The sequence below is a fragment of the Brevundimonas sp. TWP2-1 genome, assembly GCF_049897645.1.
Classification (GTDB): Bacteria; Pseudomonadota; Alphaproteobacteria; order Caulobacterales; family Caulobacteraceae; genus Brevundimonas.
This window is the reverse complement of sequence record NZ_JAFCWR010000001.1, coordinates 439,782-459,278: the sequence shown is the minus strand read 5'-3', so window position 1 is coordinate 459,278 and position 19,497 is coordinate 439,782. Positions and strand designations below refer to the sequence as shown.

General features: G+C 65.6%; 21 protein-coding genes and 1 tRNA gene. 7 read left to right on the top strand and 15 right to left on the bottom strand.

The genetic code is table 11. The annotated features are described in order from the left end of the window. The first annotated feature begins 30 nt into the window (after positions 1-30). On the top strand, positions 31-3,324 hold the full coding sequence (locus ACP7BH_RS02345; protein WP_425984045.1) for an autotransporter outer membrane beta-barrel domain-containing protein: 3,294 nt from the start codon (positions 31-33) through the stop codon (positions 3,322-3,324). 59 nt (positions 3,325-3,383) lie between these two features. Here ACP7BH_RS02345 and ACP7BH_RS02340 read toward each other — a convergent pair. From ACP7BH_RS02340 to lon, 3 genes are all read right to left on the bottom strand, one after another. Next, positions 3,384-3,460 (bottom strand) — tRNA-Val (locus ACP7BH_RS02340). 33 nt (positions 3,461-3,493) lie between these two features. After that, positions 3,494-3,769, bottom strand: a complete 276-nt coding sequence (locus ACP7BH_RS02335; protein ID WP_425984819.1) for an HU family DNA-binding protein — start codon at positions 3,767-3,769, stop codon at positions 3,494-3,496. A gap of 102 nt (positions 3,770-3,871) precedes the next feature. Then, positions 3,872-6,268: an endopeptidase La gene (gene lon / locus ACP7BH_RS02330; protein ID WP_425984047.1), complete on the bottom strand. Its 2,397-nt coding sequence runs from the start codon at positions 6,266-6,268 to the stop codon at positions 3,872-3,874. Between the two features lie 281 nt (positions 6,269-6,549). Between lon and ACP7BH_RS02325 the strand changes: the two genes are divergently transcribed. The 3 genes from ACP7BH_RS02325 to ACP7BH_RS02315 are packed head-to-tail and all read left to right on the top strand — an operon-like array spanning position 6,550 to position 7,078. Then, positions 6,550-6,678: a hypothetical protein gene (locus ACP7BH_RS02325; protein ID WP_425984049.1), complete on the top strand. Its 129-nt coding sequence runs from the start codon at positions 6,550-6,552 to the stop codon at positions 6,676-6,678. 59 nt (positions 6,679-6,737) lie between these two features. Beyond that, positions 6,738-6,884 (top strand): hypothetical protein, encoded by a 147-nt coding sequence (locus tag ACP7BH_RS02320; protein WP_425984050.1) that lies wholly within the window; start codon positions 6,738-6,740, stop codon positions 6,882-6,884. Beyond that, complete coding sequence (locus ACP7BH_RS02315; protein WP_425984051.1) at positions 6,881-7,078, top strand: hypothetical protein; 198 nt, start codon at positions 6,881-6,883, stop codon at positions 7,076-7,078. The genes ACP7BH_RS02320 and ACP7BH_RS02315 overlap by 4 nt, the downstream gene beginning before the upstream one ends. On the opposite strand, the gene ACP7BH_RS02310 is transcribed toward ACP7BH_RS02315, so the two are convergent. From ACP7BH_RS02310 to ACP7BH_RS02265, 10 genes are read right to left on the bottom strand one after another with little or no spacing between them, the layout of a single operon-like run. Continuing rightward, entirely contained in the window at positions 7,073-7,435 is a 363-nt protein-coding gene (locus ACP7BH_RS02310) for a TfoX/Sxy family protein (protein WP_425984052.1), read from the bottom strand. The genes ACP7BH_RS02315 and ACP7BH_RS02310 overlap by 6 nt on opposite strands. 1 nt (position 7,436) lies before the next feature. After that, complete coding sequence (locus ACP7BH_RS02305; RefSeq protein WP_135195444.1) at positions 7,437-7,826, bottom strand: HesB/IscA family protein; 390 nt, start codon at positions 7,824-7,826, stop codon at positions 7,437-7,439. Continuing rightward, complete coding sequence (locus ACP7BH_RS02300) at positions 7,826-8,215, bottom strand: SUF system Fe-S cluster assembly protein (RefSeq protein WP_159850384.1); 390 nt, start codon at positions 8,213-8,215, stop codon at positions 7,826-7,828. The genes ACP7BH_RS02305 and ACP7BH_RS02300 overlap by 1 nt, the downstream gene beginning before the upstream one ends. Positions 8,216-8,219: 4 nt before the next feature. After that, positions 8,220-9,458 (bottom strand): aminotransferase class V-fold PLP-dependent enzyme, encoded by a 1,239-nt coding sequence (locus tag ACP7BH_RS02295; protein ID WP_425984053.1) that lies wholly within the window; start codon positions 9,456-9,458, stop codon positions 8,220-8,222. Further along, positions 9,437-10,459, bottom strand: a complete 1,023-nt coding sequence (sufD, locus tag ACP7BH_RS02290) for a Fe-S cluster assembly protein SufD (protein ID WP_425984055.1) — start codon at positions 10,457-10,459, stop codon at positions 9,437-9,439. Before sufD ends, ACP7BH_RS02295 begins: the two co-directional genes overlap by 22 nt. Then, the gene (sufC, locus tag ACP7BH_RS02285; RefSeq protein WP_425984057.1) at positions 10,456-11,205 is read right to left on the bottom strand and encodes a Fe-S cluster assembly ATPase SufC; all 750 of its coding nucleotides are present in this window, start codon (positions 11,203-11,205) and stop codon (positions 10,456-10,458) included. The genes sufD and sufC overlap by 4 nt, the downstream gene beginning before the upstream one ends. Further along, positions 11,206-11,463 carry a hypothetical protein gene (locus ACP7BH_RS02280; protein ID WP_425984059.1) on the bottom strand — a complete coding sequence of 86 codons (258 nt, stop codon included), beginning with the start codon at positions 11,461-11,463 and terminating at the stop codon, positions 11,206-11,208. It lies immediately after the preceding gene. Beyond that, positions 11,460-12,926, bottom strand: coding sequence for a Fe-S cluster assembly protein SufB (gene sufB, locus ACP7BH_RS02275; RefSeq protein WP_425984061.1), 1,467 nt, complete (start codon positions 12,924-12,926; stop codon positions 11,460-11,462). The genes ACP7BH_RS02280 and sufB overlap by 4 nt, the downstream gene beginning before the upstream one ends. Next, the gene (locus ACP7BH_RS02270) at positions 12,926-14,065 is read right to left on the bottom strand and encodes a cysteine desulfurase family protein (RefSeq protein WP_425984063.1); all 1,140 of its coding nucleotides are present in this window, start codon (positions 14,063-14,065) and stop codon (positions 12,926-12,928) included. Before ACP7BH_RS02270 ends, sufB begins: the two co-directional genes overlap by 1 nt. Then, positions 14,062-14,544 carry an Rrf2 family transcriptional regulator gene (locus ACP7BH_RS02265; protein WP_425984065.1) on the bottom strand — a complete coding sequence of 161 codons (483 nt, stop codon included), beginning with the start codon at positions 14,542-14,544 and terminating at the stop codon, positions 14,062-14,064. The genes ACP7BH_RS02270 and ACP7BH_RS02265 overlap by 4 nt, the downstream gene beginning before the upstream one ends. 158 nt (positions 14,545-14,702) lie before the next feature. Between ACP7BH_RS02265 and ACP7BH_RS02260 the strand changes: the two genes are divergently transcribed. The 3 genes from ACP7BH_RS02260 to ACP7BH_RS02250 all read left to right on the top strand — a co-directional run bounded on the left by ACP7BH_RS02260 (position 14,703) and on the right by ACP7BH_RS02250 (position 17,146). Next, positions 14,703-15,353 carry an alpha/beta hydrolase gene (locus ACP7BH_RS02260; protein ID WP_425984067.1) on the top strand — a complete coding sequence of 217 codons (651 nt, stop codon included), beginning with the start codon at positions 14,703-14,705 and terminating at the stop codon, positions 15,351-15,353. Positions 15,354-15,668: 315 nt separating this feature from the next. Continuing rightward, on the top strand, positions 15,669-16,868 hold the full coding sequence (gene chrA, locus ACP7BH_RS02255; RefSeq protein ID WP_425984069.1) for a chromate efflux transporter: 1,200 nt from the start codon (positions 15,669-15,671) through the stop codon (positions 16,866-16,868). Further along, positions 16,865-17,146: a hypothetical protein gene (locus tag ACP7BH_RS02250; RefSeq protein WP_425984071.1), complete on the top strand. Its 282-nt coding sequence runs from the start codon at positions 16,865-16,867 to the stop codon at positions 17,144-17,146. The genes chrA and ACP7BH_RS02250 overlap by 4 nt, the downstream gene beginning before the upstream one ends. A gap of 25 nt (positions 17,147-17,171) precedes the next feature. Here ACP7BH_RS02250 and ahpF read toward each other — a convergent pair whose 3' ends face one another. Both ahpF and ahpC read right to left on the bottom strand, forming a co-directional pair. Then, on the bottom strand, positions 17,172-18,758 hold the full coding sequence (gene ahpF / locus ACP7BH_RS02245) for an alkyl hydroperoxide reductase subunit F (RefSeq protein WP_425984073.1): 1,587 nt from the start codon (positions 18,756-18,758) through the stop codon (positions 17,172-17,174). A gap of 145 nt (positions 18,759-18,903) precedes the next feature. Next, positions 18,904-19,467, bottom strand: coding sequence for an alkyl hydroperoxide reductase subunit C (ahpC, locus tag ACP7BH_RS02240; protein WP_425984075.1), 564 nt, complete (start codon positions 19,465-19,467; stop codon positions 18,904-18,906). Positions 19,468-19,497: the final 30 nt, after the last annotated feature.

Below are 19,497 nucleotides of genomic sequence, written 5' to 3'. Positions count from 1 at the left end.
TGATGCGTGACCACCAGGGGTTTCTACCGAATGCGTATTCTGCTCGCGACCGCCGTAGCGATCGCCCCCTTGATGGCCGCCGCCGGAGCTCAGGCCGAGATCGTCATCTCGACCGCCCGGACGACGCCGATCCAGACCTCCAATGCGACCGGCACGGCCGCCGATAATATCCGCATCGCCAGCGGGGGCAGCATCGCGGTCGCCACAGGCGCGGCAGTGACCCTGAACTCGAACAACACCGTCGATCTGGACAGCGGCAGCTCGATCACCATGGACAAGTCGGCCGACGGTTCGACGGGCATCCTGATCAACGGCGGCAACACCGGCTCGGTCATCGTCGGTGGCACCATCACCGTCAACGACACGCAGGAAACGGCCGACATCAAGGATACGGACGGCGACGGCGACTTGGACGGTCCCTTTGCGACCGGAACCAACCGATATGGCGTGCGAGTGACCGGCGCGTCACCCTTCACCGGCAACATCCTGGTTGAAGGCACTGGAGCGATCGCGGTCGAGGGCAACAACTCCTACGGCCTGTCGGTCGAATCTGCGGTGAGCGGTAAGCTGCAGAGCCTGGGCACGGTACGCGTGACCGGCAATGACAGCACCGCCATTCGTACGACCGGCCCTGTCTCCGGCAACGTCGATCTCTCCGGCTCCATCTCGGCGCTCGGGGCCAATGCGACCGGCGTCTCCATTGAGGGCGACGTCGGCGGCGCGCTGAAGATCCACTCCTCGGTCGTCGCCACAGGCTACCGCTACACGACACCCCCTTCCGCGCGTCCGACGACGGGCACATTCGACAACGCCACGACCCTGTTCCTCGACGAACTGGACGCGGATGACCTGCTCCAAGGTGGGCCGGCCGTGCGCGTGGGCGCCAACGTCGCCGGCGGCGTCCTGCTGGACAAGGCCCTGGCCTATTCCGACACGGGCATTGAGGGCGACGACGACAAGGACGGCGTCAAGAACGGCGACGAGGACGATGACGGCGACGGCGTCAAGAACCGCGACGACACGGACCGTGACGGCGACGGCATCCCGGACGCCAGCGAAACCGCTGCTTCGATCACCTCGCTGGGCGGTGCGCCGGCTCTTCTGATCGGCTCTACCACCAATGCCGTGACCCTGGGCGCCGTCGGCACGGGCGACGCGGCCTATGGCCTGATCAATCGTGGCACCATCATCGGTTCCGGCCTCTATTCTGGCGTCGAATCTCGGGCGGTTCAACTCGGTGTAACGGGCGGCCAAGCGGTCAACGTGGTCGGCGGCGTCCGCAACGAAGGCGGCATCTCATCGACCGCCGTAGACGCCAACGCCACCGGCGTGTGGATTGGATCGGGCGTCACCGCTCCCACGATCAACAACTCGGGCGCGATCCAGGCCGTCGCCTCGGGCAGCAAGACCGAGAACGCCACGGCCATTCTGATCGGCGCCGGCGCGAACGTCGGATCGCTGACCAACACCGGCAACCTCGTGGCCTCGTTCGGCGGCAACCATGGCTCGGCCACTGTCATCCGCGACCAATCGGGTTCGCTGACCCAGCTCAACAACGCCGGGTCGATCATCGGCTCACTGACGGCTAACAGCACGGACACGACCGCCGTCGATGGGACAGTCACGGCGATCGACCTGTCCGCCAACACGACCGGGATCACGCTGCGCCAGTACGGCGTCCTCGCCGCCTCGGACAGCACGGCGGTCGATACGGACAAGGACGGCGTGCCGGACGCCACCGAACCGGCCATCGTGGGCGCGATCAAGCTCGGCTCGGGCGCAGATACGCTCAACATCGAAAACGGCGTCGTCAATGGTGATATCGATTTCGGGGCCGGCGCGGACCGTCTGAACATCAGCGGCGGCGCTGTCGTCTCGGGCGCCATCGGGAACGCTGACGGCCTGTTGGACATCAACGTGTCCAAGGGCACGCTGGCCGCCACCCAGACTGGCGCGACGGCCATCTCCAACCTGAACATCGGCGCAGAAGGCACTTTGCTGGTCAATCTGGACCCAGCGAATGACCGCGCCGGCGGCTTCAATGTCAGCGGCAATGCGACCCTGGCGACCGGCTCGACCCTTGGTGTTCGCTTCGCGTCGCTCATTGATGGGCCCGAGCGATTCAACATCATCACCGCCGGCACACTGAATGTGGGCCAGATCAACCAGACCCTACTGTCCGACAACTCGCCTTATCTTTATGTTGTGGAAGGCGGCGTTGCGGGCAACACCGTTTATGTCGATGCGCGCCGCCGGACCGCAACGGAAGCCGGCCTGATCCCGGTCGAGGCCTCCGCCTATGACGCCGTCTATGGCGCGCTGGGATCCAATGAGACGCTGCGCAACCTCTTCCTGTCGCAGACGTCGCGCGACGGCTTTATCGACGCCTATGAGCAGATGCTGCCGGACCACTCCGGCGGTCCGCTGATGTCGCTGTCGGCCGGCGTGGACGCGGTCACCCGCGCCTTGACGGGCCGCAACGCGGTCGCCGCGCCTGGCGAAACCAGCGCCTGGGTGCAGGAGATCAACTTCTACGCCGACAAGGACAAGACCGATTCCTACGGCTTCCGCTCGGAAGGCTTCGGCGTTGCGGGCGGTGTGGAGAAAGGCTCCAGCCTGGGCGCTTTCGGCATCACGGCCGCCTTCACCTCGTCGGACATCAAGGACCCCGAAGCCGAGGCCGAAGAGGTGCTGTCGGCCAACCTGCTGGAACTGGGCCTCTACTGGCGCGCCCAAGGACAGTACTGGACGACCTGGGCCCGTGCGGCCGGCGGCTATGCCTCCTTCACCGCCGACCGGTCTCTGGTCGCCAGCGGCGTCTATCTGAACAACAAATCCGACTGGCATGGCTGGACAGCGGCGGTCGCCGGCGGAGCATCGTATGAGCGCAACTTCGGTCGCCTGAACGTTCGTCCCGAAATCTACGGCGAGTATTTCAGCCTGTCCGAAGGCGCCCGCAGCGAGACCGGCGGCGGCGACGGCTTCGACCTCGACATCGATTCGCGCGAAAGCCACATTTTCTCGGCGGTGGCCGCCATGAACATCGGCTACGGCTTCGGTCGTAACGGCTGGGTCCGTCCCGAACTGCGCATAGGCTATCGCCAGAACATCTCCGTGGACGCCGGCGAGACCATCGCCCGCTTCGCCAGCGGCGGCCCCGACTTCATCCTGTCGCCGGACGCCGTCGAGGGCGGCGGGCCGATCCTGGGCTTCCGCCTGAACTTCGGCAACGAACTGGGCATGCTGTCGGTTACCGGCGACGCAGAGCTGCTTGAAGACTACGTCCGATACTCGCTGCTGCTGCGGGCCAGCTTCCGCTTCTGATCGAAAGCGAACGCCAGAAACACGAAAGGCCGCCGGAGCGATCCGGCGGCCTTTTTGTTTGGTAGGCGGCGACGGGTTCGAACCGCCGACCCTCTCGGTGTAAACGAGATGCTCTGACCAGCTGAGCTAGCCGCCCTCAATACAGAGCCGGGCTTATGCCCGTTGGACTTCAACCGTTCAAGGCGCTTTTCAAACCCTCCCCAGCACGAAAGCGCGCGGTGCGGGATGCAGGGCGCGCCACGGCGGCCCCCGTCCGAGGATTGCGGGCGACGCCGGCCTTGCGTTCCATGGCCACAAAGCTGCCGAAGCCGATCAGCTTGACGTCCCGACCATCCGCCAAGGCTTCAGCCACGCCGTCGGTAAATGCCTCCAGCGCCGACTTAGCCTGGTCGCGGCTGATGTTCGCCGCGCTGGCCATTCGACCGATCAGTTCCGCTTTGGTCATCTGTTCCCCCAGGCGAATCACTAAAGGGCAGATCGACGGTTGCGTCAAAAACGAAAACGCCGCCGGCTTGCTCACCGGCGGCGCTCCCTGTTCAACTTGACGTTAGTGGCTGATGGCGGCCGTCGGCCCGTCGAGAGACGGAACTGGCGCCGGCAACGGATCCGTCGCCTCGTCCCATTCGACTGGAGTCAGGGGACCGATCAGGGCCCATTTCAGCGCTTCGTCTGCCGTGGAGATCGGCACGATCTCCAGCGCCGACTTCACGTTGTCCGGCACATCAGCGAGGTCTTTCTCGTTCTCCTGCGGGATCAGCACGGTCTTGACGCCGGAGCGCAGGGCCGCGAGCAGCTTCTCCTTCAGGCCGCCGATGGCGGTGACCCGGCCGCGCAGGGTGATCTCGCCGGTCATGGCGATATCCTTGCGGATCGGGATGCCGGTCAGAACCGAGACCATCGCCACCGTCATGGCCACGCCGGCGGACGGACCGTCCTTGGGCGTAGCGCCGTCCGGCACGTGGACGTGGATGTCGGTCTTCTCGAACACCGGCGGCTTGACGCCGAAGTCGAGCGCCCGCGATCGGACGTAGGAGGCGGCGGCGGAGATCGACTCCTTCATTACCTCCTTCAGATTGCCGGTCACGGTCATGCGACCGCGGCCCGGCATCTTGATCGCCTCGATTGTCAGGATGTCGCCGCCGAACTCGGTCCAGGCCAAGCCCGTGACGATGCCGACCTGATCCTCCTCGTCCGTCTCGCCGTAGCGGAACTTCTTCACACCCGCGTATTCGGCCAGCTTGGCGTCATCCACCGTGATCGACTTGGCGCCCGTCTTGGCCATCTCGCGCACGGCCTTGCGGGCCAGACCGCCCAAGGCGCGTTCCAGCGACCGCACGCCGGCTTCGCGGGTGTAGTAGCGGATCAGGTCGCGGATCGTGTTTTCCGGCACGATCAACTCGTCGGCTTTCAGACCATGGTCCGTCAGCTGTTTGGGCAGGACGTGCCGCTTTGCGATCTCGACCTTCTCGTCCTCGGTGTAGCCAGACACCCGGATGATCTCCATCCGGTCCATCAGCGGCTGCGGCATGTTCAGGCTGTTCGCCGTCGTCACGAACATCACCTGGGACAGGTCGTAGTCCACCTCCAGATAGTGGTCGCCGAAGCTCGAGTTCTGGGCCGGGTCCAGCACCTCAAGCAAAGCCGAGGACGGGTCGCCGCGCCAGTCGGAGCCCAGCTTGTCGATCTCGTCCAGAAGGACGAAGGCATTGGTGGTCTTGGCCTTCTTCATCGACTGGATGATCTTGCCGGGCATGGAGCCGATATAGGTCCGGCGGTGACCGCGGATCTCGCTCTCGTCGCGTACGCCGCCCAGCGACATGCGGACGTATTCACGCCCGGTCGCCTTGGCGATGGACTTGGCCAGCGAGGTCTTGCCGACGCCGGGAGGGCCGACTAGGCACAGGATGGGCCCCTTCAGGCTGCCCGTTCGGGCCTGGACGGCCAGATATTCGACGATCCGTTCCTTGACCTTCTCCAGGCCGAAATGGTCCTCCTCAAGGATCTCCTCGGCCTTGACCAGATCAATCGGCTTCTGCTTGGCCTTGCCCCACGGCACGGACAGCAGCCAGTCGAGGTAGTTCCGCACGACCGTGGATTCGGCCGACATCGGGCTCATGTTGCGCAGCTTCTTGACCTCGGCCTCGGCCTTGGTGCGAGCTTCCTTGGACAGGCGCGTCTTACGGATGCGCTTCTCCAGATCCATGATCTCGTCGCGCGCGTCGTCGGTCTCGCCCAGCTCGCGCTGGATCGCCTTCATCTGTTCGTTCAGATAATATTCGCGCTGGGTCTTCTCCATCTGGCGCTTCACACGCGAGCGGATCTTCTTCTCGACCTGAAGGACGGAAATCTCGCCCTCCATCAGGCCATAGACCTTCTCAAGCCGCTTCGGCACGTCGAAGGTTTCCAGCAGGCCCTGTTTGTCGGCGATCTTGACCGACAGGTGCGCGGCGACCGAGTCGGCCAGCTTGGAGGCGTCGGTGATCTGGGGGATGGAGCTGAGGGCCTCGGGCGGGACCTTCTTGTTCAGCTTCACATAGTTTTCGAACTGCTCGACGACGGCGCGCAGCATGGCCTCGGTCTGCGAGGCATCGCCCGGCTCGTCCTCGATCTCGACGGCCTCGGCCTCGAAATACTCCTCGCGGTCGGTGAATCGGGTCAGGCGCGCACGGCCCTTGCCTTCGACCAGCACCTTCACCGTGCCGTCGGGCAGTTTCAGCAGCTGCAACACAGTGGCCAGCACGCCGATGGGATAGATGGCGTCGGGCGACGGATCGTCATCGACGCTGTTCTTCTGGGTCGCCAGCAGGATCTGCTTTTCGCCCTTCATGATTTCGTCCAGCGCCTTCACGGACTTCTCGCGGCCCACGAAGAGCGGCACGACCATGTGCGGGAAGACGACGATGTCTCTCAGCGGCAGGACGGGCAGGATCTTTGGTTCAGTCATGATGCGTACTCCTGGGCCATTGATCATCTCCGGCCCGCCGCCACGGTCCGCCGGGCAAGAGGCCCGACCGGCGCATGACGGCCCGTCGATTCCGACGGCGTTCGGATGAGTATGTGGTTTGAAAGACCCACGGTTCAAGCGTGACCGATGAACCGCCCACATCTGCGTGGTCGCAAGGCCCGCGATCGCGCCGCTTTACGTCCGTATTATGCGGCGCGGCGCTTTCGACATGGCGGCTTTACGGGGTTCGGGCGTCTGCTTGGGATCCAAGGAGATGACCCATGAGCCGTTCACACCTGCTGGCGGAATCGCTGAAACGCCCCGCCCAAAAGCCGACCTCCGTCCAGATGGCGATGACCTTCATCGGCGCCCTGTTCGGCGCGCCGATTCCTCGGGGACCGTCGCGATGATGCAGGGCCATGTCGAAGGCGGGGCCGCAGCCCCCGTCCCGCCCCGACGATACACGGTGGTGGCACGCGCAAGCGGCTGGGCGGTGGCGGTCAACAGAGCCACGACCCGCCCCCTGCCCGACCGCGCCGCCGCCGAACGCCTGGCTGCACGATTGCAGGCCGAGGCCGACCGCCTGAACCGCGACCAGCACTGGCGCACCCAATGATCGCGGCTGCACCCCCATCGCCGCCGGCCATCGAGACGCTGACGATCCAGCCTGTCGGCGGCCGCTGGCGCGTCACCTCCAGCGACGGTCTGTTCGAAGGCGTCTTCACCGACGCCAAGAGCGCCGTCCAGTGCGCAAGGGCCGAGGCGGAAGCGCATTCCGGTCATGCCATCCAGATCGTGCCTGGCTCATAGAGATGGAGGCTGTCGGGTCTTTTTCGACGCCTTGCGAACCGCAACATCCAGCGACCGCCGCGCCCAGGCGACCGCCTCGTCGGGGTCGTCCAGCGCCGTCTCCGGCAGGGTCCAATAGCCCATGCTCATCGTTCGCCCGTCCTTGGTCGGATAGGTGAACTGACGCGAGCCGGCCTCCACGAACGCCTCGCCCAGCGGCTCGTCGCCTTTCAGCCAAACGATGCCGTCATCCAGCAGGGCGAACATGACGCCGGAGGCATAGACCCCCGCCCCGCCGAACATCCGCTTGATCTCCAGCCGGCCGAGCGCGTGGAAATGCTCACGCACCCACTCGCCGAAATCGGCGTCGTACGCCATGTCAATCGGCGGCGACCGGAACGATGGTGACGCTTTCGCCGCAACCGCAGGCGTCGGTCTGGTTCGGGTTGTTGAACACGAACTTGGACGCCAGACGCGTCGTCTCGTAGTCGATCTCTGTGCCGATCAGGAACAGCACGGCCTTGGGCTCGATCAGGATGGTGACGCCCTTGTCCTCGACCACCTCGTCCAGCGGCCCGACGCTGTCGGCATAGGCGAAGGTGTATTCCTGCCCCGCGCAGCCGCCGTTCTTGACCCCGATCCGCAAACCGATGTGGTCGTTCTCGGCATTGTCCAGGATCTCGCGCACGCGCTCGGCGGCGGCGTCGGTCAGGGTGACGGCCTTGGGGCGCGGGCGGCGGGGACGGGATGTGGTTTGAAGATCGGTCATCAGAACATATTCAGGGCCAGCTTGGCCTCGTCGCTCATCTTGGAGCTGTCCCACGGCGGGTCGAACACCAGATTGGCCTTGGCGCTGCGCACGCCCTCGACCTTCTCGACCGCCGTCTCGACCCAGCCCGGCATCTCGCCGGCGACCGGACAGCCTGGCGCCGTCAGGGTCATGTCCACCACCACGTCGCGGTCGTCGTTGACGTCCACGCGATAGATCAAACCCAGCTCATAGATATCGACCGGGATTTCCGGGTCATAGACCGACTTCAACGCCTCGATCAGCTGATCGGTCAGCGTGTCCAGCTCAGCCTGAGACAGGGCGCTCTTCTGGGGTTCGTCCCAGGCGTCCTTGAAGGCGTCGCTGTCTTGAATAGGTTGATCTGTCATCGGCTTACACGAAGAAGTTCCGCGCCTTGATCAGCGCATCCACGAAGGCGTCGGCATCCTCCACGGTGTTATATAGGGCGAAGGAGGCGCGGGTGCTCGACGTCACGCCCATTCTTTTCGACAGCGGCTCGGCGCAATGCAGCCCGGCCCGCACGGCGACGCCGTAACGGTCCATGATCTGGGCCACGTCATGGGCGTGGGCGCCCTCGACGGCGAAGGTCAGGATCGCGCCCTTCCCGTCCGCCTGCCCCAGGATCCGCAGCCAGCCCTGGCCGTCCAACTGGTCCACGGCGTGCTGATACAGCGCATGTTCGTGCGCCTGCACCGCCGCGCGGTCGTATTGCGCCAACCATTCCAGCGCCACGCCCAAGCCGATGGCCTCCAGGATCGGCGGCGTCCCAGCCTCGAACCGATGCGGCGGCTTGGCGTAGGTCACGCGGTCACGCTCGACCGTCTCGATCATCTCGCCTCCGCCCTGATAGGGCGGCAGGGCCTCCAGCGCCTCGGCCTTGCCGTACAGGGCGCCGATGCCGGTCGGCGCAAACAGCTTGTGGCCGGTCAGGACATAGAAGTCGCAACCGATGGCCTTCACGTCCGGCGTCGCATGGACCGCGCCCTGGCACCCGTCGATCAAGATCTGAGCCCCGGCCGCATGGGCGAGGCGCGTGATCTCGGCCACCGGATTGATGGTGCCCAGCACGTTCGACATATGGGTGACCGCGACCATGCGCGTCTTCGGTCCCAGCAGGTCGGCATAGGCCGCCATGTCCAGCGAACCGTCGTCCAGCACCGGGATCCATTTGATCACCGCCCCGCGCCGTTCGCGCAGCAGATGCCACGGGACGATGTTGGAATGGTGCTCCATCTCCGAGACGATGATCTCGTCGCCCGGCTCGATGCTCAGCCCCAGCCCGTTGGCCACCAGGTTGATCGCCTCGGTGCCGCCCTTAGTCCAGACGACCTGTTCGGGGCTTTCGGCGTTCAAGAAGCGGGCGACGATCTCGCGCGCCTTTTCGAACGCCTCGGTCGCCTCGTTTGACAGGGTGTGCAGCCCCCGGTGGACGTTGGCGTAGCCGCCCTCCATCGTCGCCACCAAGGCGTCGATCACCGCCCGCGGCTTCTGCGCCGAGGCCGCATTGTCCAGATAGACCAGAGGCTTGCCGTTCACTTGTCGCGACAGGATCGGGAACTGCGCCCGGACGGCATAGGGATCGAAAAGGTTCACAACCGAGCCGTCAGCCATTCCCGCGCCACCTCTCTCGCGCCTTCATGTTCGATACGGTCGATGACCTCGATGAGGAAGGCCTGGGTCAGCAGAGCGCGGGCTTCCCCGGCCGGAATGCCGCGCTGCTGCATGTAGAACAGGGCGCTCTCGTCCAGCGTCCCCACCGTATTGCCGTGCGCGCACTGCACGTCGTCGGCATAGATGATCAGTTCCGGCTTGGCGTCGATCTCGGCCCGTTCCGACGCGATCAGGGCGTGATGGCCCATGCGCGCATCCGTGCCGTCGGCCCCGCGCTCGACCACGATCTTGCCCTGGAAGACGCCGCGCGCGGTGTCGCGGGCCACGCCCTTGATCAACTGGCTGGTCGCGCCGTCATGCTCGACGTGGCGCACCACGCTGGTCAGGTCGGTGTGACGCGATCCGTTCAGCAGATACAGGCCGTCCGCCTGAACCTGGGCACCCTGGCCGTAATGCGTGATGCGGGTCTCGATCCGCTGCAGCTTGGCGCCGGTCGTGACGATGGTCTGGCGATAGACGCCGCCGGCCTCGACCTTCACATGGGCCTCGGCGATGGAGATGGCGTCCTCAGGCTCCTCGACCAAGACGACGCGCGTCACCTCGGCCCCGGCGGCCACATCCAGCTCCAGCGTATTGTGCGCCACATAGGCCGAGCCCGCGCCCTCGTGCGTCTCCAGCAGCAGCAGCTTGGCGCCCGCCCGCGCCGAGACCCGCGCCCCGGCCGTGTGCCCCGTCCCGACCGCGTCGGAGATATAGCGCAGCCGCAGCGTCTGCTCGCCCGAGGCGATGAAGTCGGTCACACCCACGGCGCGCCCATTGGCGAAGACGATAGCCTCTCCGCCCAGGTCATAGAACGGCCCTGGCGGCCCGACCGCCGCCGTGCCCGAAGGCTCCGGCGCCGCGCGAAGCCAGCGCTTCAGGTCGCTGTATTTCCACGCCTCTGTCCGCCGGGACGGAAAGGTTTCGGCGTCGGCCAGATCAATAGCGAAGGCCGCGCTCATGCCGGTTCCAGAAGATACTTGTCGTACCCTTCCGCCTCCAACTGATGCGCCAGCTCCGGCCCGCCCGAGGCCACGATCCGCCCGCCGGCCAGCACATGGACCCGGTCCGGTTTGATGTAGTCCAGCAGGCGCTGATAGTGGGTGATGACCAGCATGGCCCGGTCGGGACGGCGCAGGGCGTTCACCCCTTCCGACACGATGCGCAAGGCGTCGATGTCCAACCCTGAGTCCGTCTCGTCCAGGATCAGCAGCGACGGCTCCAGCAGGGCCATCTGCAGGATCTCCATCCGCTTCTTCTCACCGCCTGAGAAGCCGACGTTCAGCGGCCGTTTCAGCATGTCGAAGTCCATCTTCAGCGCCTTGGACGCCTCGCGGACCAGCTTCAGGAAGGCCGGCGCCGCCACCTCCTCCTCGCCCCGCGCACGCTTCTGCGCATTCAGCGCCGTCCGCACGAAGGTCAGGGCCGGCACGCCGGGAATCTCGATCGGATACTGGAACGACAGGAAGACGCCCTTCGCCGCCCGCTCGGCCGGGTCCAGCGCCAGCAGGTCCTCGCCCGCCCATTCGACCGCGCCTTCGGTCGCCTCATAGCCCGGCCGTCCCGACAGGGCGTAACCCAGCGTCGATTTCCCGGCCCCGTTCGGCCCCATGATGGCGTGCACCTCGCCCGCCGGAACGTCGAGCGTCAGGCCCTTGAGGATCGGCTTGTCGCCGACAGAGACGTGGAGGTTGGAAATCGAGAGCATTCAGTTAGCCAATTCGGTAGGATCGACAGCGCGGCGAACGGCTGTGGTTTGTTCAATGAGTTCTTCGGCGAGAACGGCGCGCCCCCGCTCGTCTGCGGCGTGATAGAGCGCCCAGACGAACGACGAGACAGAGACCTTCATCACGGCGTCCCGGAAGTATGGATCGAACGCGAGGCTCTCGGCCTTCTTGGCGTAAGCCTCGGCAAGTTGGTGCAACTCCAGTCCGATCTTGTCGATCTCGGTTTCGGGATAAGTCATCCGACCGAGCCTTCCAGACTGATCGCCACCAGCTTCTGCGCCTCGACGGCGAACTCCATCGGCAGCTTCTGCATCACGTCCCGGACGAAGCCGTTGACCAGCAGGGCCACCGCCTCCTCCTGCGACAGACCGCGTTGCTGAGCGTAGAACATCTGGTCGTCCGACAACCGCGTCGTCGTCGCCTCGTGCTCCAGCTGCGCCGAGCCGTTGCGGGCCTCGATATAGGGGATGGTGTGCGAGCCGCACTCTTTCCCGATCAGCAGGCTGTCGCACTGGGTGAAGTTGCGCACCCCCGTCGCCTTCGGATGCACCGAGACCAGGCCGCGATAGGTCGAGTCCGATTTCCCCGCCGACACCGCCTTGGCGATGATCCGCGACTTGGTGTTCTTGCCCAGATGGATCATCTTGGTGCCGGTGTCGGCCTGCTGATGTCCGTTGGTGATGGCGATGGAATAGAACTCGCCCGAACTCTCATCGCCCTTCAGGATGCAAGACGGATATTTCCAGGTCACGGCCGAACCGGTCTCGACCTGGGTCCAGGACACCTTGGACCGATCACCCCGGCAATCCGCCCGCTTGGTGACGAAGTTGTAGATGCCGCCCTTGCCCTCGGCGTCGCCCGGATACCAGTTCTGGACCGTCGAATATTTCACCTCGGCGTCGTCCAGCGCCACGATCTCGACCACCGCCGCATGCAGCTGGTTCTCGTCGCGCATCGGCGCGGTGCAGCCCTCGAGGTACGAGACGTAGCTGCCCTTGTCGGCGATGATCAGGGTCCGCTCGAATTGGCCCGTCTGGCTCGCATTGATGCGGAAATAGGTCGACAGCTCCATCGGGCAACGCACGCCCGGCGGGATGTAGACGAACGATCCATCCGAAAAGACCGCGCTGTTCAGGGCCGCGAAATAGTTGTCCGAGACCGGCACCACCGACCCCAGATATTGCCGCACCAGCTCGGGATATTCGCGCAAGGCCTCGGAAATCGGCATGAAGATCACGCCGACCTTGGCCAGCTCGGCCTTGAAGGTCGTGACCACCGACACGCTGTCGAACACCGCGTCCACGGCATAGCGGGGCGCGCCCTCGACGCCCGCCAGCACCGCCTGCTCGCTCAGCGGGATGCCCAGCTTCTTGTAGATTTCCAGGATTTCGGGATCGACCTCGTCCAGCGACTTCGGTCCGTCTTTCTTCTTGGGCGCCGCATAGTAGAACAGCGACTGGTAATCGATCGGCTCGTACTTCACTGCCGTCCAGGTCGGCTCTTCCATCGCCAGCCAGCGCTCATAGGCGGCGAGGCGCCATTCCAGCATCCACTCCGGCTCGCCCTTCTTCTCGGAGATAAAGCGCACGATCTCGGCGCTCAGGCCACGCGGCGCATATTCCGTCTCGATGTCCGAGGTGAAGCCGTGCTCGTACTTTTCCAGTGCGGCGACGGCGTCGATGGTTTCCTTGACGGCGGCCATCAGGCGACCTCTCTCACGCGCTCGGCGGCGCGTGTCTTATGCTTGTTGTAGGCGGAGACCCAGGCGTCGGCGAACCGCACCCAGTCGCCTTCGGTCGTGCCCCAGCCGCCGGACACGCGCACGCCTCCGGTCGCCAGCGTATTCAGCCCCATGGCGCTGATGGTCTTGGACGGCTTCACCTTGCCAGAAGAACAGGCCGACCCCGCCGACACCATGACCCCGGCCAGATCGAGTGTGATCAGCTGCTGCGGACTGTCCCAGCCCTCGACCGCCATGAACAGGGTGTTGGGCAGCCGCGGCACGCCACCGCCGATAACGGTCGCCCCGGCGGCCTTGACCTTGGCCTCGGCGGAATCGCGCCAGCCGACATGCGAAGCCATCGTCTCCAGGTCCCGTCCAGCGCAGTCGGCGGCCACGCCGAAGCCCGCAATGCCCGGCACGTTTTCGGTCCCGGCGCGCAGGCCCCGCTCCTGCCCCGCTCCGTGCAGAATCCGAACGCCGGACACGCCGTCCTTGAGGATCAACGCCCCGACGCCCTGCGGCCCGCCCAGCTTGTGCGCTGACAGGGTCAGGCTGTCCGCGTCAAGAACGCGCATATCGACAGGGATCTTGCCCGCCGACTGGATGGCATCGACATGCAGCCAGCCCCCAGCCGCGCGCACCAGAGCGGCGGCCTCGCCCACGGGCTGGATCACGCCGCTCTCGTTGTTCGCATGGTGGATGGCGACCACGGCCCGGCCCGAACGCGCCAACGCCTGCGCCAACCAGTCCAGATCGACGACGCCGTTCACATCAACCGGCGCCACCTCGACCGGCGCCCCCGCATGCGCCGCCGCCTCGGCCACGCACGGATGTTCGGTCGCCGAGATGATCAGACGCTCGCATCCGGCCGCCAGGGCGCTGACGATGCCCTGCGCATTGGCTTCCGTACCGCCGCTGCTGAACACCACCGCCGTCGGATCGGCCCCGACCAGTTCTCCGACCTGGGCCCGCGCCGTCTCGACCCGCGCCCGCGCCCGTCGTCCGGCCGCATGGACCGCCGAGGGGTTGCCGTTGTCGGCCAGGGCGCGCGCCATGATGTCCTGCACCTCCGGCCGCACCAGACCCGAGGCGTTGTAATCCAGATAGACGCCGGTCATGCCGCCACTCCAACCGGAGCGGACTGATCGACATTGCGGCGACGCTGGCCCGTGCGGTTCATCACCACATCCTCCAGCGACACCCGGGCCAGATAGCGATGGATCTCGTCGCCCAGATCTTCCCACAGATTGTGGGTGATGCAGCGTTCGCCGGCCAACATGCAGCCCTTGGGCGACCCGTGCGCCACGCAGCGCGTCGCCCGGATCGGCTCGTCCACCGCCAGCACGATCTCGGCCACCACCGTCTCGTGCGCAGCCTTGGCCAGGCGATAGCCGCCACCGGGTCCGCGCACGCTCTTGACCAGCTCACTCTTGCGCAACCGGGCGAACAACTGCTCCAGATAGCTCAGTGAAATCTCCTGGCGCGCGGCGATCTCGGCCAGCGAAACCGCCCGGATTTCGCCGCTCTCGCCGCGTCCGTTCTTGGCCAGATCGGCCATCGCCATTACGGCGTATCGTCCCTTGGTCGACAGACGCATTTCGCACCTTCAAAAATTGCGCGCTTTTCGGGGCTCTTGTGCTAGAACCCGCGCCTTCGCGAAGGCGGCGTGCTTGCGGAGGGACTTAGAAAGTCCCACCTCCTTGGTCAAGTATTACGCACCTGCGAAATGACAGTTGAACGGATTCCAGAGCCCCTATGCCTGAAGTCATCCTGCCCGGCGCCTCCGGTCGCATCGAAGGCCGCTATTCCCCGGGCAAGCGCCCGAACGCACCGATCGCCCTGATCCTGCACCCGCACCCCAAGGCGGGCGGGCATATGAACAACCCGGTGACGGTCACCCTGCACCAGCTGTTCCAGCAGCGTGGATTCGCCACCCTGCGCTACAATTCGCGCGGCGTCGGCAAGTCGCAGGGCGAGTTCGATTCGGGCATCGGCGAGCTGGCTGACGCCGCCACGGCCCTCGACTGGCTTCAGACGAACAATCCCGGCGCCAGCCAGACCTGGGTCGGCGGTTATCAGTTCGGCGCCTACATCGGCATGCAGCTTCTGATGCGCCGCCCCGAGACGGACGGCTTCATCTCGGTCTCGCCGCCGTCGAACATGTATGATTTCAGCTTCCTGGCCCCCTGCCCGGCGTCCGGCCTGTTCCTGCACGGAACCGCCGACACCGTCGTGCCGCCGGTCGAGGTCGAACGCGTGGTCAACAAGCTGCGCACCCAAAAGGGCATCATCATCGACTACGAACTGGAAGAGGGCGCCAGCCACTTCTGGCAGGACCACATCGGCGCCGTCGATCGCCGCGTCGGCGCCTATCTGGACAAGCGTCTGGAAGAAAAGCCGGCCTGACCAGGGTTTGGGTTCAGGCCGCGAAAGCCGGTCTGAGCCTCAAACCCGCCGCAACAGCCCTCCGACAAGATGCCGGAAAGCGTCTACGGCGCTTTCAAAGACCCTCTCGGGCTCATCGGCTGCGGTCACCCACAAGGCAGCGTTCCGCAGACGACCTGACAGGCGCGAAGGCGGCCTGATGCAGACGACGCTTGGAAAAGGCTGGGATCGGCATTAGGCTGCCTGACCGGGCCATGCGGACGCCCGATCAGGCGCTTTGGCGTCCAAGCTCCGCTCCTTTTTCCGCGCCAAAGGGTGTGAACTGGAGCACGGCCTGTGACCCCAAGCGATCAAGAGCCCTCCCCGCCCTCTCTGTCCTACGCGGCCCTGTTTCTCCGCTTCCTTCGCTTCGGCCTTCTGGCCTTCGGCGGGCCGGTGGCGCAGATCGCCATGATCCGCCGCGATCTGGTGGACCAGGAAGGCTGGATGTCCAGCGCCTACTTCAATCGGCTGCTGGCGGTCCTTCAGGTCCTTCCGGGACCCGAGGCGCACGAGCTGTGCGTGCATCTGGGCATGCGCGCCAAGGGTCGGATCGGCGGTCTGCTAGCGGGCCTCGGCTTCATGCTGCCGGGCTTCCTGATCATGCTTGGGATCGGTTGGGCCTATGTGTCGCTGACCCCGGTCATGGGCCTTCTGGCCGGCGCCTTCCTGGGCGTCCAGTCGGCGGTCGTGGCGGTCGTGATGCGCGCGGTCCACAAGATCGGCGCGCATATCCTTGAGGATCGCTGGCTCTGGGCCGTCGCCGCCATAGGCTTCGTCGCCACCTTGGCGGAGACCGGCTTCTGGATCGTCCTGATCGCCGGCGGCGCGGCCTATGCCTTCATCAAGGCCGGACGGCGCGTCTCCGCCCTCATCGTCATGGCGATCGCGCTTGCCGCCGCCGTGGCTCTTTACCTCTGGGCGAACCCCATGGACGCGCACGGCGCCGCATCATCCGCCGATCCGACCGCGTGGGCCATGCTCTGGACCGGATTGAAGGCCGGTCTCTTGACCTTCGGCGGCGCCTATACCGCCATTCCCTATGTCCGCGCGGATACCGTCGGACGCGGCCTGATCGATGATGGAACCTTCCTGGACGGCCTGGCCTTCGCCGGCGTCATTCCTGCGCCGCTGGTCATCTTCTGCACCTTCGTGGGCTTCGTCGTGGGCGGGTGGGTGGGCGCCCTGGCGATGACGGCCGGCGTCTTCCTGCCCGCCTTCGCGTTTTCGATGATCTTCTATGAGCGGCTGGAGGCGGTCGTCGCCGACGAACGCCTGCACCGTGTACTGGCCGGGGTCGCCGCCGCCGTTGTCGGCATCATTGCGGCCACCAGTCTTCAACTGGGTTTGACGACGCTTCAACGTGCACCGTCTATCCCCATCGCGCTCTTGATCTTTGCGACGGCCTTCGCGGCGGTGTGGTTCTGGAAGAGCCGCTACGCTGCGGCCGTGGTCCTGGCCCTGTCAGCACTCGCAGGATGGGCGCTGTTCCGATGACCACGCCTGCCCCACAGCAAACGCCCGCATTCTCCAGCAAGATTATCCGACTGACGCGGGCAATCGGCCGTCTTCCGATCAAGCCTTACCTGCTGCTGACCCTACCGATGTTCGGTGTGGCGCTGATCCTGCGCGCCGTCACCCATTCCGACCTGACCTATTACGTCTGGGCCGTGCTGTGGGCGGTCCCGCTGCTGATCGTGCTCGCGGCGCGCTGGGTCTATTTCGTCGTCACCTTGGCCTGGGCGATCCTGGTCGAGATCGGGCGGGCCGTGTGAAGCGCATTCGCACGGCCCAGATAGATCACGCCGCCTCGACGACCTGTTCCGCCGGCACGGTGCGGATCATGTAGTCGAAGGCCGCCAGCCCCGCCTTGGAGCCCTCGCCCATCGCCACGACGATCTGCTTGTAGGGCACGGTCGTCACATCGCCCGCGCCGAAGATTCCCGGCTGCGAGGTCTCGCCGCGATGATCCACCTCGATCTCGCCACGCGCCGTCAGGCCCACGGCGCCTTTCAGCCATTCGGTGTTCGGCACCAACCCGATCTGAACGAAGATGCCTTCCAGATCGACGTCGTGATGGGCGTCGGAGTTGCGGTCCTTGTAGGACAGGCCCGTCACCTTCTCGCCGTCGCCATGCACCTGGGTCGTCAGGGCCGAGGTGACGATCCGCACGTTCGGCAGGGTCGCCAGCTTGCGTTGCAGCACCGCATCGGCCCGCAGCTCGCTGTCGTATTCGATCAGGGTCACATGGGCCACGATGCCGGCCAGGTCGATGGCCGCCTCGACACCCGAGTTGCCGCCGCCGATGACCGCCACTCGCTTGCCCTTGTACAGCGGCCCGTCGCAGTGCGGGCAATAGGCCACGCCCTTGTTCTTGTACTGATCCTCGCCCGGCACGTTCATCTGGCGCCAGCGGGCGCCGGTGGCCAGGATGACGGTCCGCGATTTCAGCGACGCACCGTTCTCCAGCACCACCTCGTGCAGCCCGCCCGGAACCTTGGCCGGCACCAGCTTGGCGGCCTTCTGCAGGTTCATCAGGTCCACCTCATATTCGCGGACATGCTGTTCCAGATGGGCGGCCAGTTTCGGCCCCTCGGTGTGCGGCACCGAGATGAAGTTCTCGATCGCCATGGTGTCCAGCACCTGGCCGCCGAATCGTTCGGCCGCGATCCCGGTGCGGATGCCCTTGCGCGCCGTATAGATGGCGGCCGCCGCCCCGGCGGGGCCGCCGCCGATCACCAGGACGTCGAACGGGTCCTTGGACTTGATCTTCTCGGCCGCGCGCGCCTCGGCGCCCGAATCCAGCTTGGCGAAGATCTGCTCCAGCTCCATCCGGCCCTGGCCGAACAGTTCGCCGTTCAGGAAGACCGTCGGCACGGCCATGATCTTGCGCTCGTCCACCTCGTCCTTGAACAGGCCGCCCTCGATGGCGACGTGTTTGATGCGCGGGTTCAGCACGCTCATAAGGTTCAGGGCCTGCACCACGTCGGGGCAGTTCTGGCACGACAGCGAGAAATAGGTCTCGAACACATAGTCGCCGTCCAGGTCCTTGACCTGCTGGATCAGCTCCTGCGCCGCCTTGGACGGATGGCCGCCGACGTGCAGCAGGGCCAGAACCAGCGAGGTGAACTCGTGGCCCAGCGGAATGCCCGCAAACCGCACGCCGATGTCCGTGCCCTTCCTGCGGATCAGGAAGCTGGGCTGGCGCTCGTCGTCATAGTCGCGGCCCATCTCGACCTTGCCGTGCGAGACCGAGACGATCTCCTCCAGCAGTGTCTTCAGCTCGATCGACTTGGGCCCGGCGCCCAGAGAGGCGACCAGTTCGACCGGATGGACGATATTCTTGAGGTACCCCTCAAGCTGAGATTTCAGATTGGCGTCCAGCATGAGGCAGTCCTCGAATTTCAGGGGTTGCGCGCCGCCTTCAAGCCGATCCCGGCGAGGCTTGCGCGATAGCGTCCGGCCCCCACGAGATAAGGAGGCGGCCGGGTGGGTCCGACCCGAAGGCCGGACCCGATAGGCGTCTTTAGTCTTAGATCTTGCCGACGAGGTCGAGCGACGGGGCCAGGGTGGCTTCGCCTTCTTCCCACTTGGCCGGGCAGACTTCACCCGGATGCGCACGAACGTACTGGGCGGCCTTGACCTTGCGCAGCAGTTCGGCGGCGTTGCGGCCGATGCCTTCCGACGTGGTCTCGGTGAACTGGATCACGCCGTCCGGGTCGACCAGGAAGGTCGAACGGTCGGCCAGGCCCACGCCCGGACGCATCGCGTCGAAGTTGTTGGTCACCTGGCCCGAGGGGTCGCCCAGCATGGTGTAGTTGATCTTGCCGATGGCCGGCGACGAGTCGTGCCAGGCCTTGTGCGAGAAGTGGGTGTCGGTCGACACCGAATAGATCTCGACGCCCAGCTTCTGGAACGCGTCATAGTGATCGGCCAGGTCTTCCAGCTCGGTCGGGCACACGAAGGTGAAGTCGGCCGGATAGAAGAAGAAGATCGCCCACTTGCCCGCGACATCGGCGTCCGTGACCGTCAGGAACTTGCCGTTCTTGTAGGCCTCGGCCGTGAAGGGTTTGATGGTCGTGTTGATCAAGGCCATGCGGAAAATCCAATGCAGGGTGGTTGGGAG

Excerpts from the sequence above, each read along its gene's own strand:
- ACP7BH_RS02345 (WP_425984045.1), top strand. The coding sequence starts at position 31 with ATGCGTATTCTGCTCGCGACCGCCGTAGCGATCGCCCCCTTGATGGCC.
- ACP7BH_RS02335 (WP_425984819.1), bottom strand. The coding sequence starts at position 3,769 with ATGACCAAAGCGGAACTGATCGGTCGAATGGCCAGCGCGGCGAACATC.
- lon (WP_425984047.1), bottom strand. The coding sequence starts at position 6,268 with ATGACTGAACCAAAGATCCTGCCCGTCCTGCCGCTGAGAGACATCGTC.
- ACP7BH_RS02325 (WP_425984049.1), top strand. The coding sequence starts at position 6,550 with ATGAGCCGTTCACACCTGCTGGCGGAATCGCTGAAACGCCCCGCCCAA.
- ACP7BH_RS02315 (WP_425984051.1), top strand. The coding sequence starts at position 6,881 with ATGATCGCGGCTGCACCCCCATCGCCGCCGGCCATCGAGACGCTGACG.
- ACP7BH_RS02310 (WP_425984052.1), bottom strand. The coding sequence starts at position 7,435 with ATGGCGTACGACGCCGATTTCGGCGAGTGGGTGCGTGAGCATTTCCAC.
- ACP7BH_RS02305 (WP_135195444.1), bottom strand. The coding sequence starts at position 7,826 with ATGACCGATCTTCAAACCACATCCCGTCCCCGCCGCCCGCGCCCCAAG.
- ACP7BH_RS02300 (WP_159850384.1), bottom strand. The coding sequence starts at position 8,215 with ATGACAGATCAACCTATTCAAGACAGCGACGCCTTCAAGGACGCCTGG.
- ACP7BH_RS02295 (WP_425984053.1), bottom strand. The coding sequence starts at position 9,458 with ATGGCTGACGGCTCGGTTGTGAACCTTTTCGATCCCTATGCCGTCCGG.
- sufD (WP_425984055.1), bottom strand. The coding sequence starts at position 10,459 with ATGAGCGCGGCCTTCGCTATTGATCTGGCCGACGCCGAAACCTTTCCG.
- sufC (WP_425984057.1), bottom strand. The coding sequence starts at position 11,205 with ATGCTCTCGATTTCCAACCTCCACGTCTCTGTCGGCGACAAGCCGATC.
- ACP7BH_RS02280 (WP_425984059.1), bottom strand. The coding sequence starts at position 11,463 with ATGACTTATCCCGAAACCGAGATCGACAAGATCGGACTGGAGTTGCAC.
- sufB (WP_425984061.1), bottom strand. The coding sequence starts at position 12,926 with ATGGCCGCCGTCAAGGAAACCATCGACGCCGTCGCCGCACTGGAAAAG.
- ACP7BH_RS02270 (WP_425984063.1), bottom strand. The coding sequence starts at position 14,065 with ATGACCGGCGTCTATCTGGATTACAACGCCTCGGGTCTGGTGCGGCCG.
- ACP7BH_RS02265 (WP_425984065.1), bottom strand. The coding sequence starts at position 14,544 with ATGCGTCTGTCGACCAAGGGACGATACGCCGTAATGGCGATGGCCGAT.
- ACP7BH_RS02260 (WP_425984067.1), top strand. The coding sequence starts at position 14,703 with ATGCCTGAAGTCATCCTGCCCGGCGCCTCCGGTCGCATCGAAGGCCGC.
- ACP7BH_RS02250 (WP_425984071.1), top strand. The coding sequence starts at position 16,865 with ATGACCACGCCTGCCCCACAGCAAACGCCCGCATTCTCCAGCAAGATT.
- ahpF (WP_425984073.1), bottom strand. The coding sequence starts at position 18,758 with ATGCTGGACGCCAATCTGAAATCTCAGCTTGAGGGGTACCTCAAGAAT.
- ahpC (WP_425984075.1), bottom strand. The coding sequence starts at position 19,467 with ATGGCCTTGATCAACACGACCATCAAACCCTTCACGGCCGAGGCCTAC.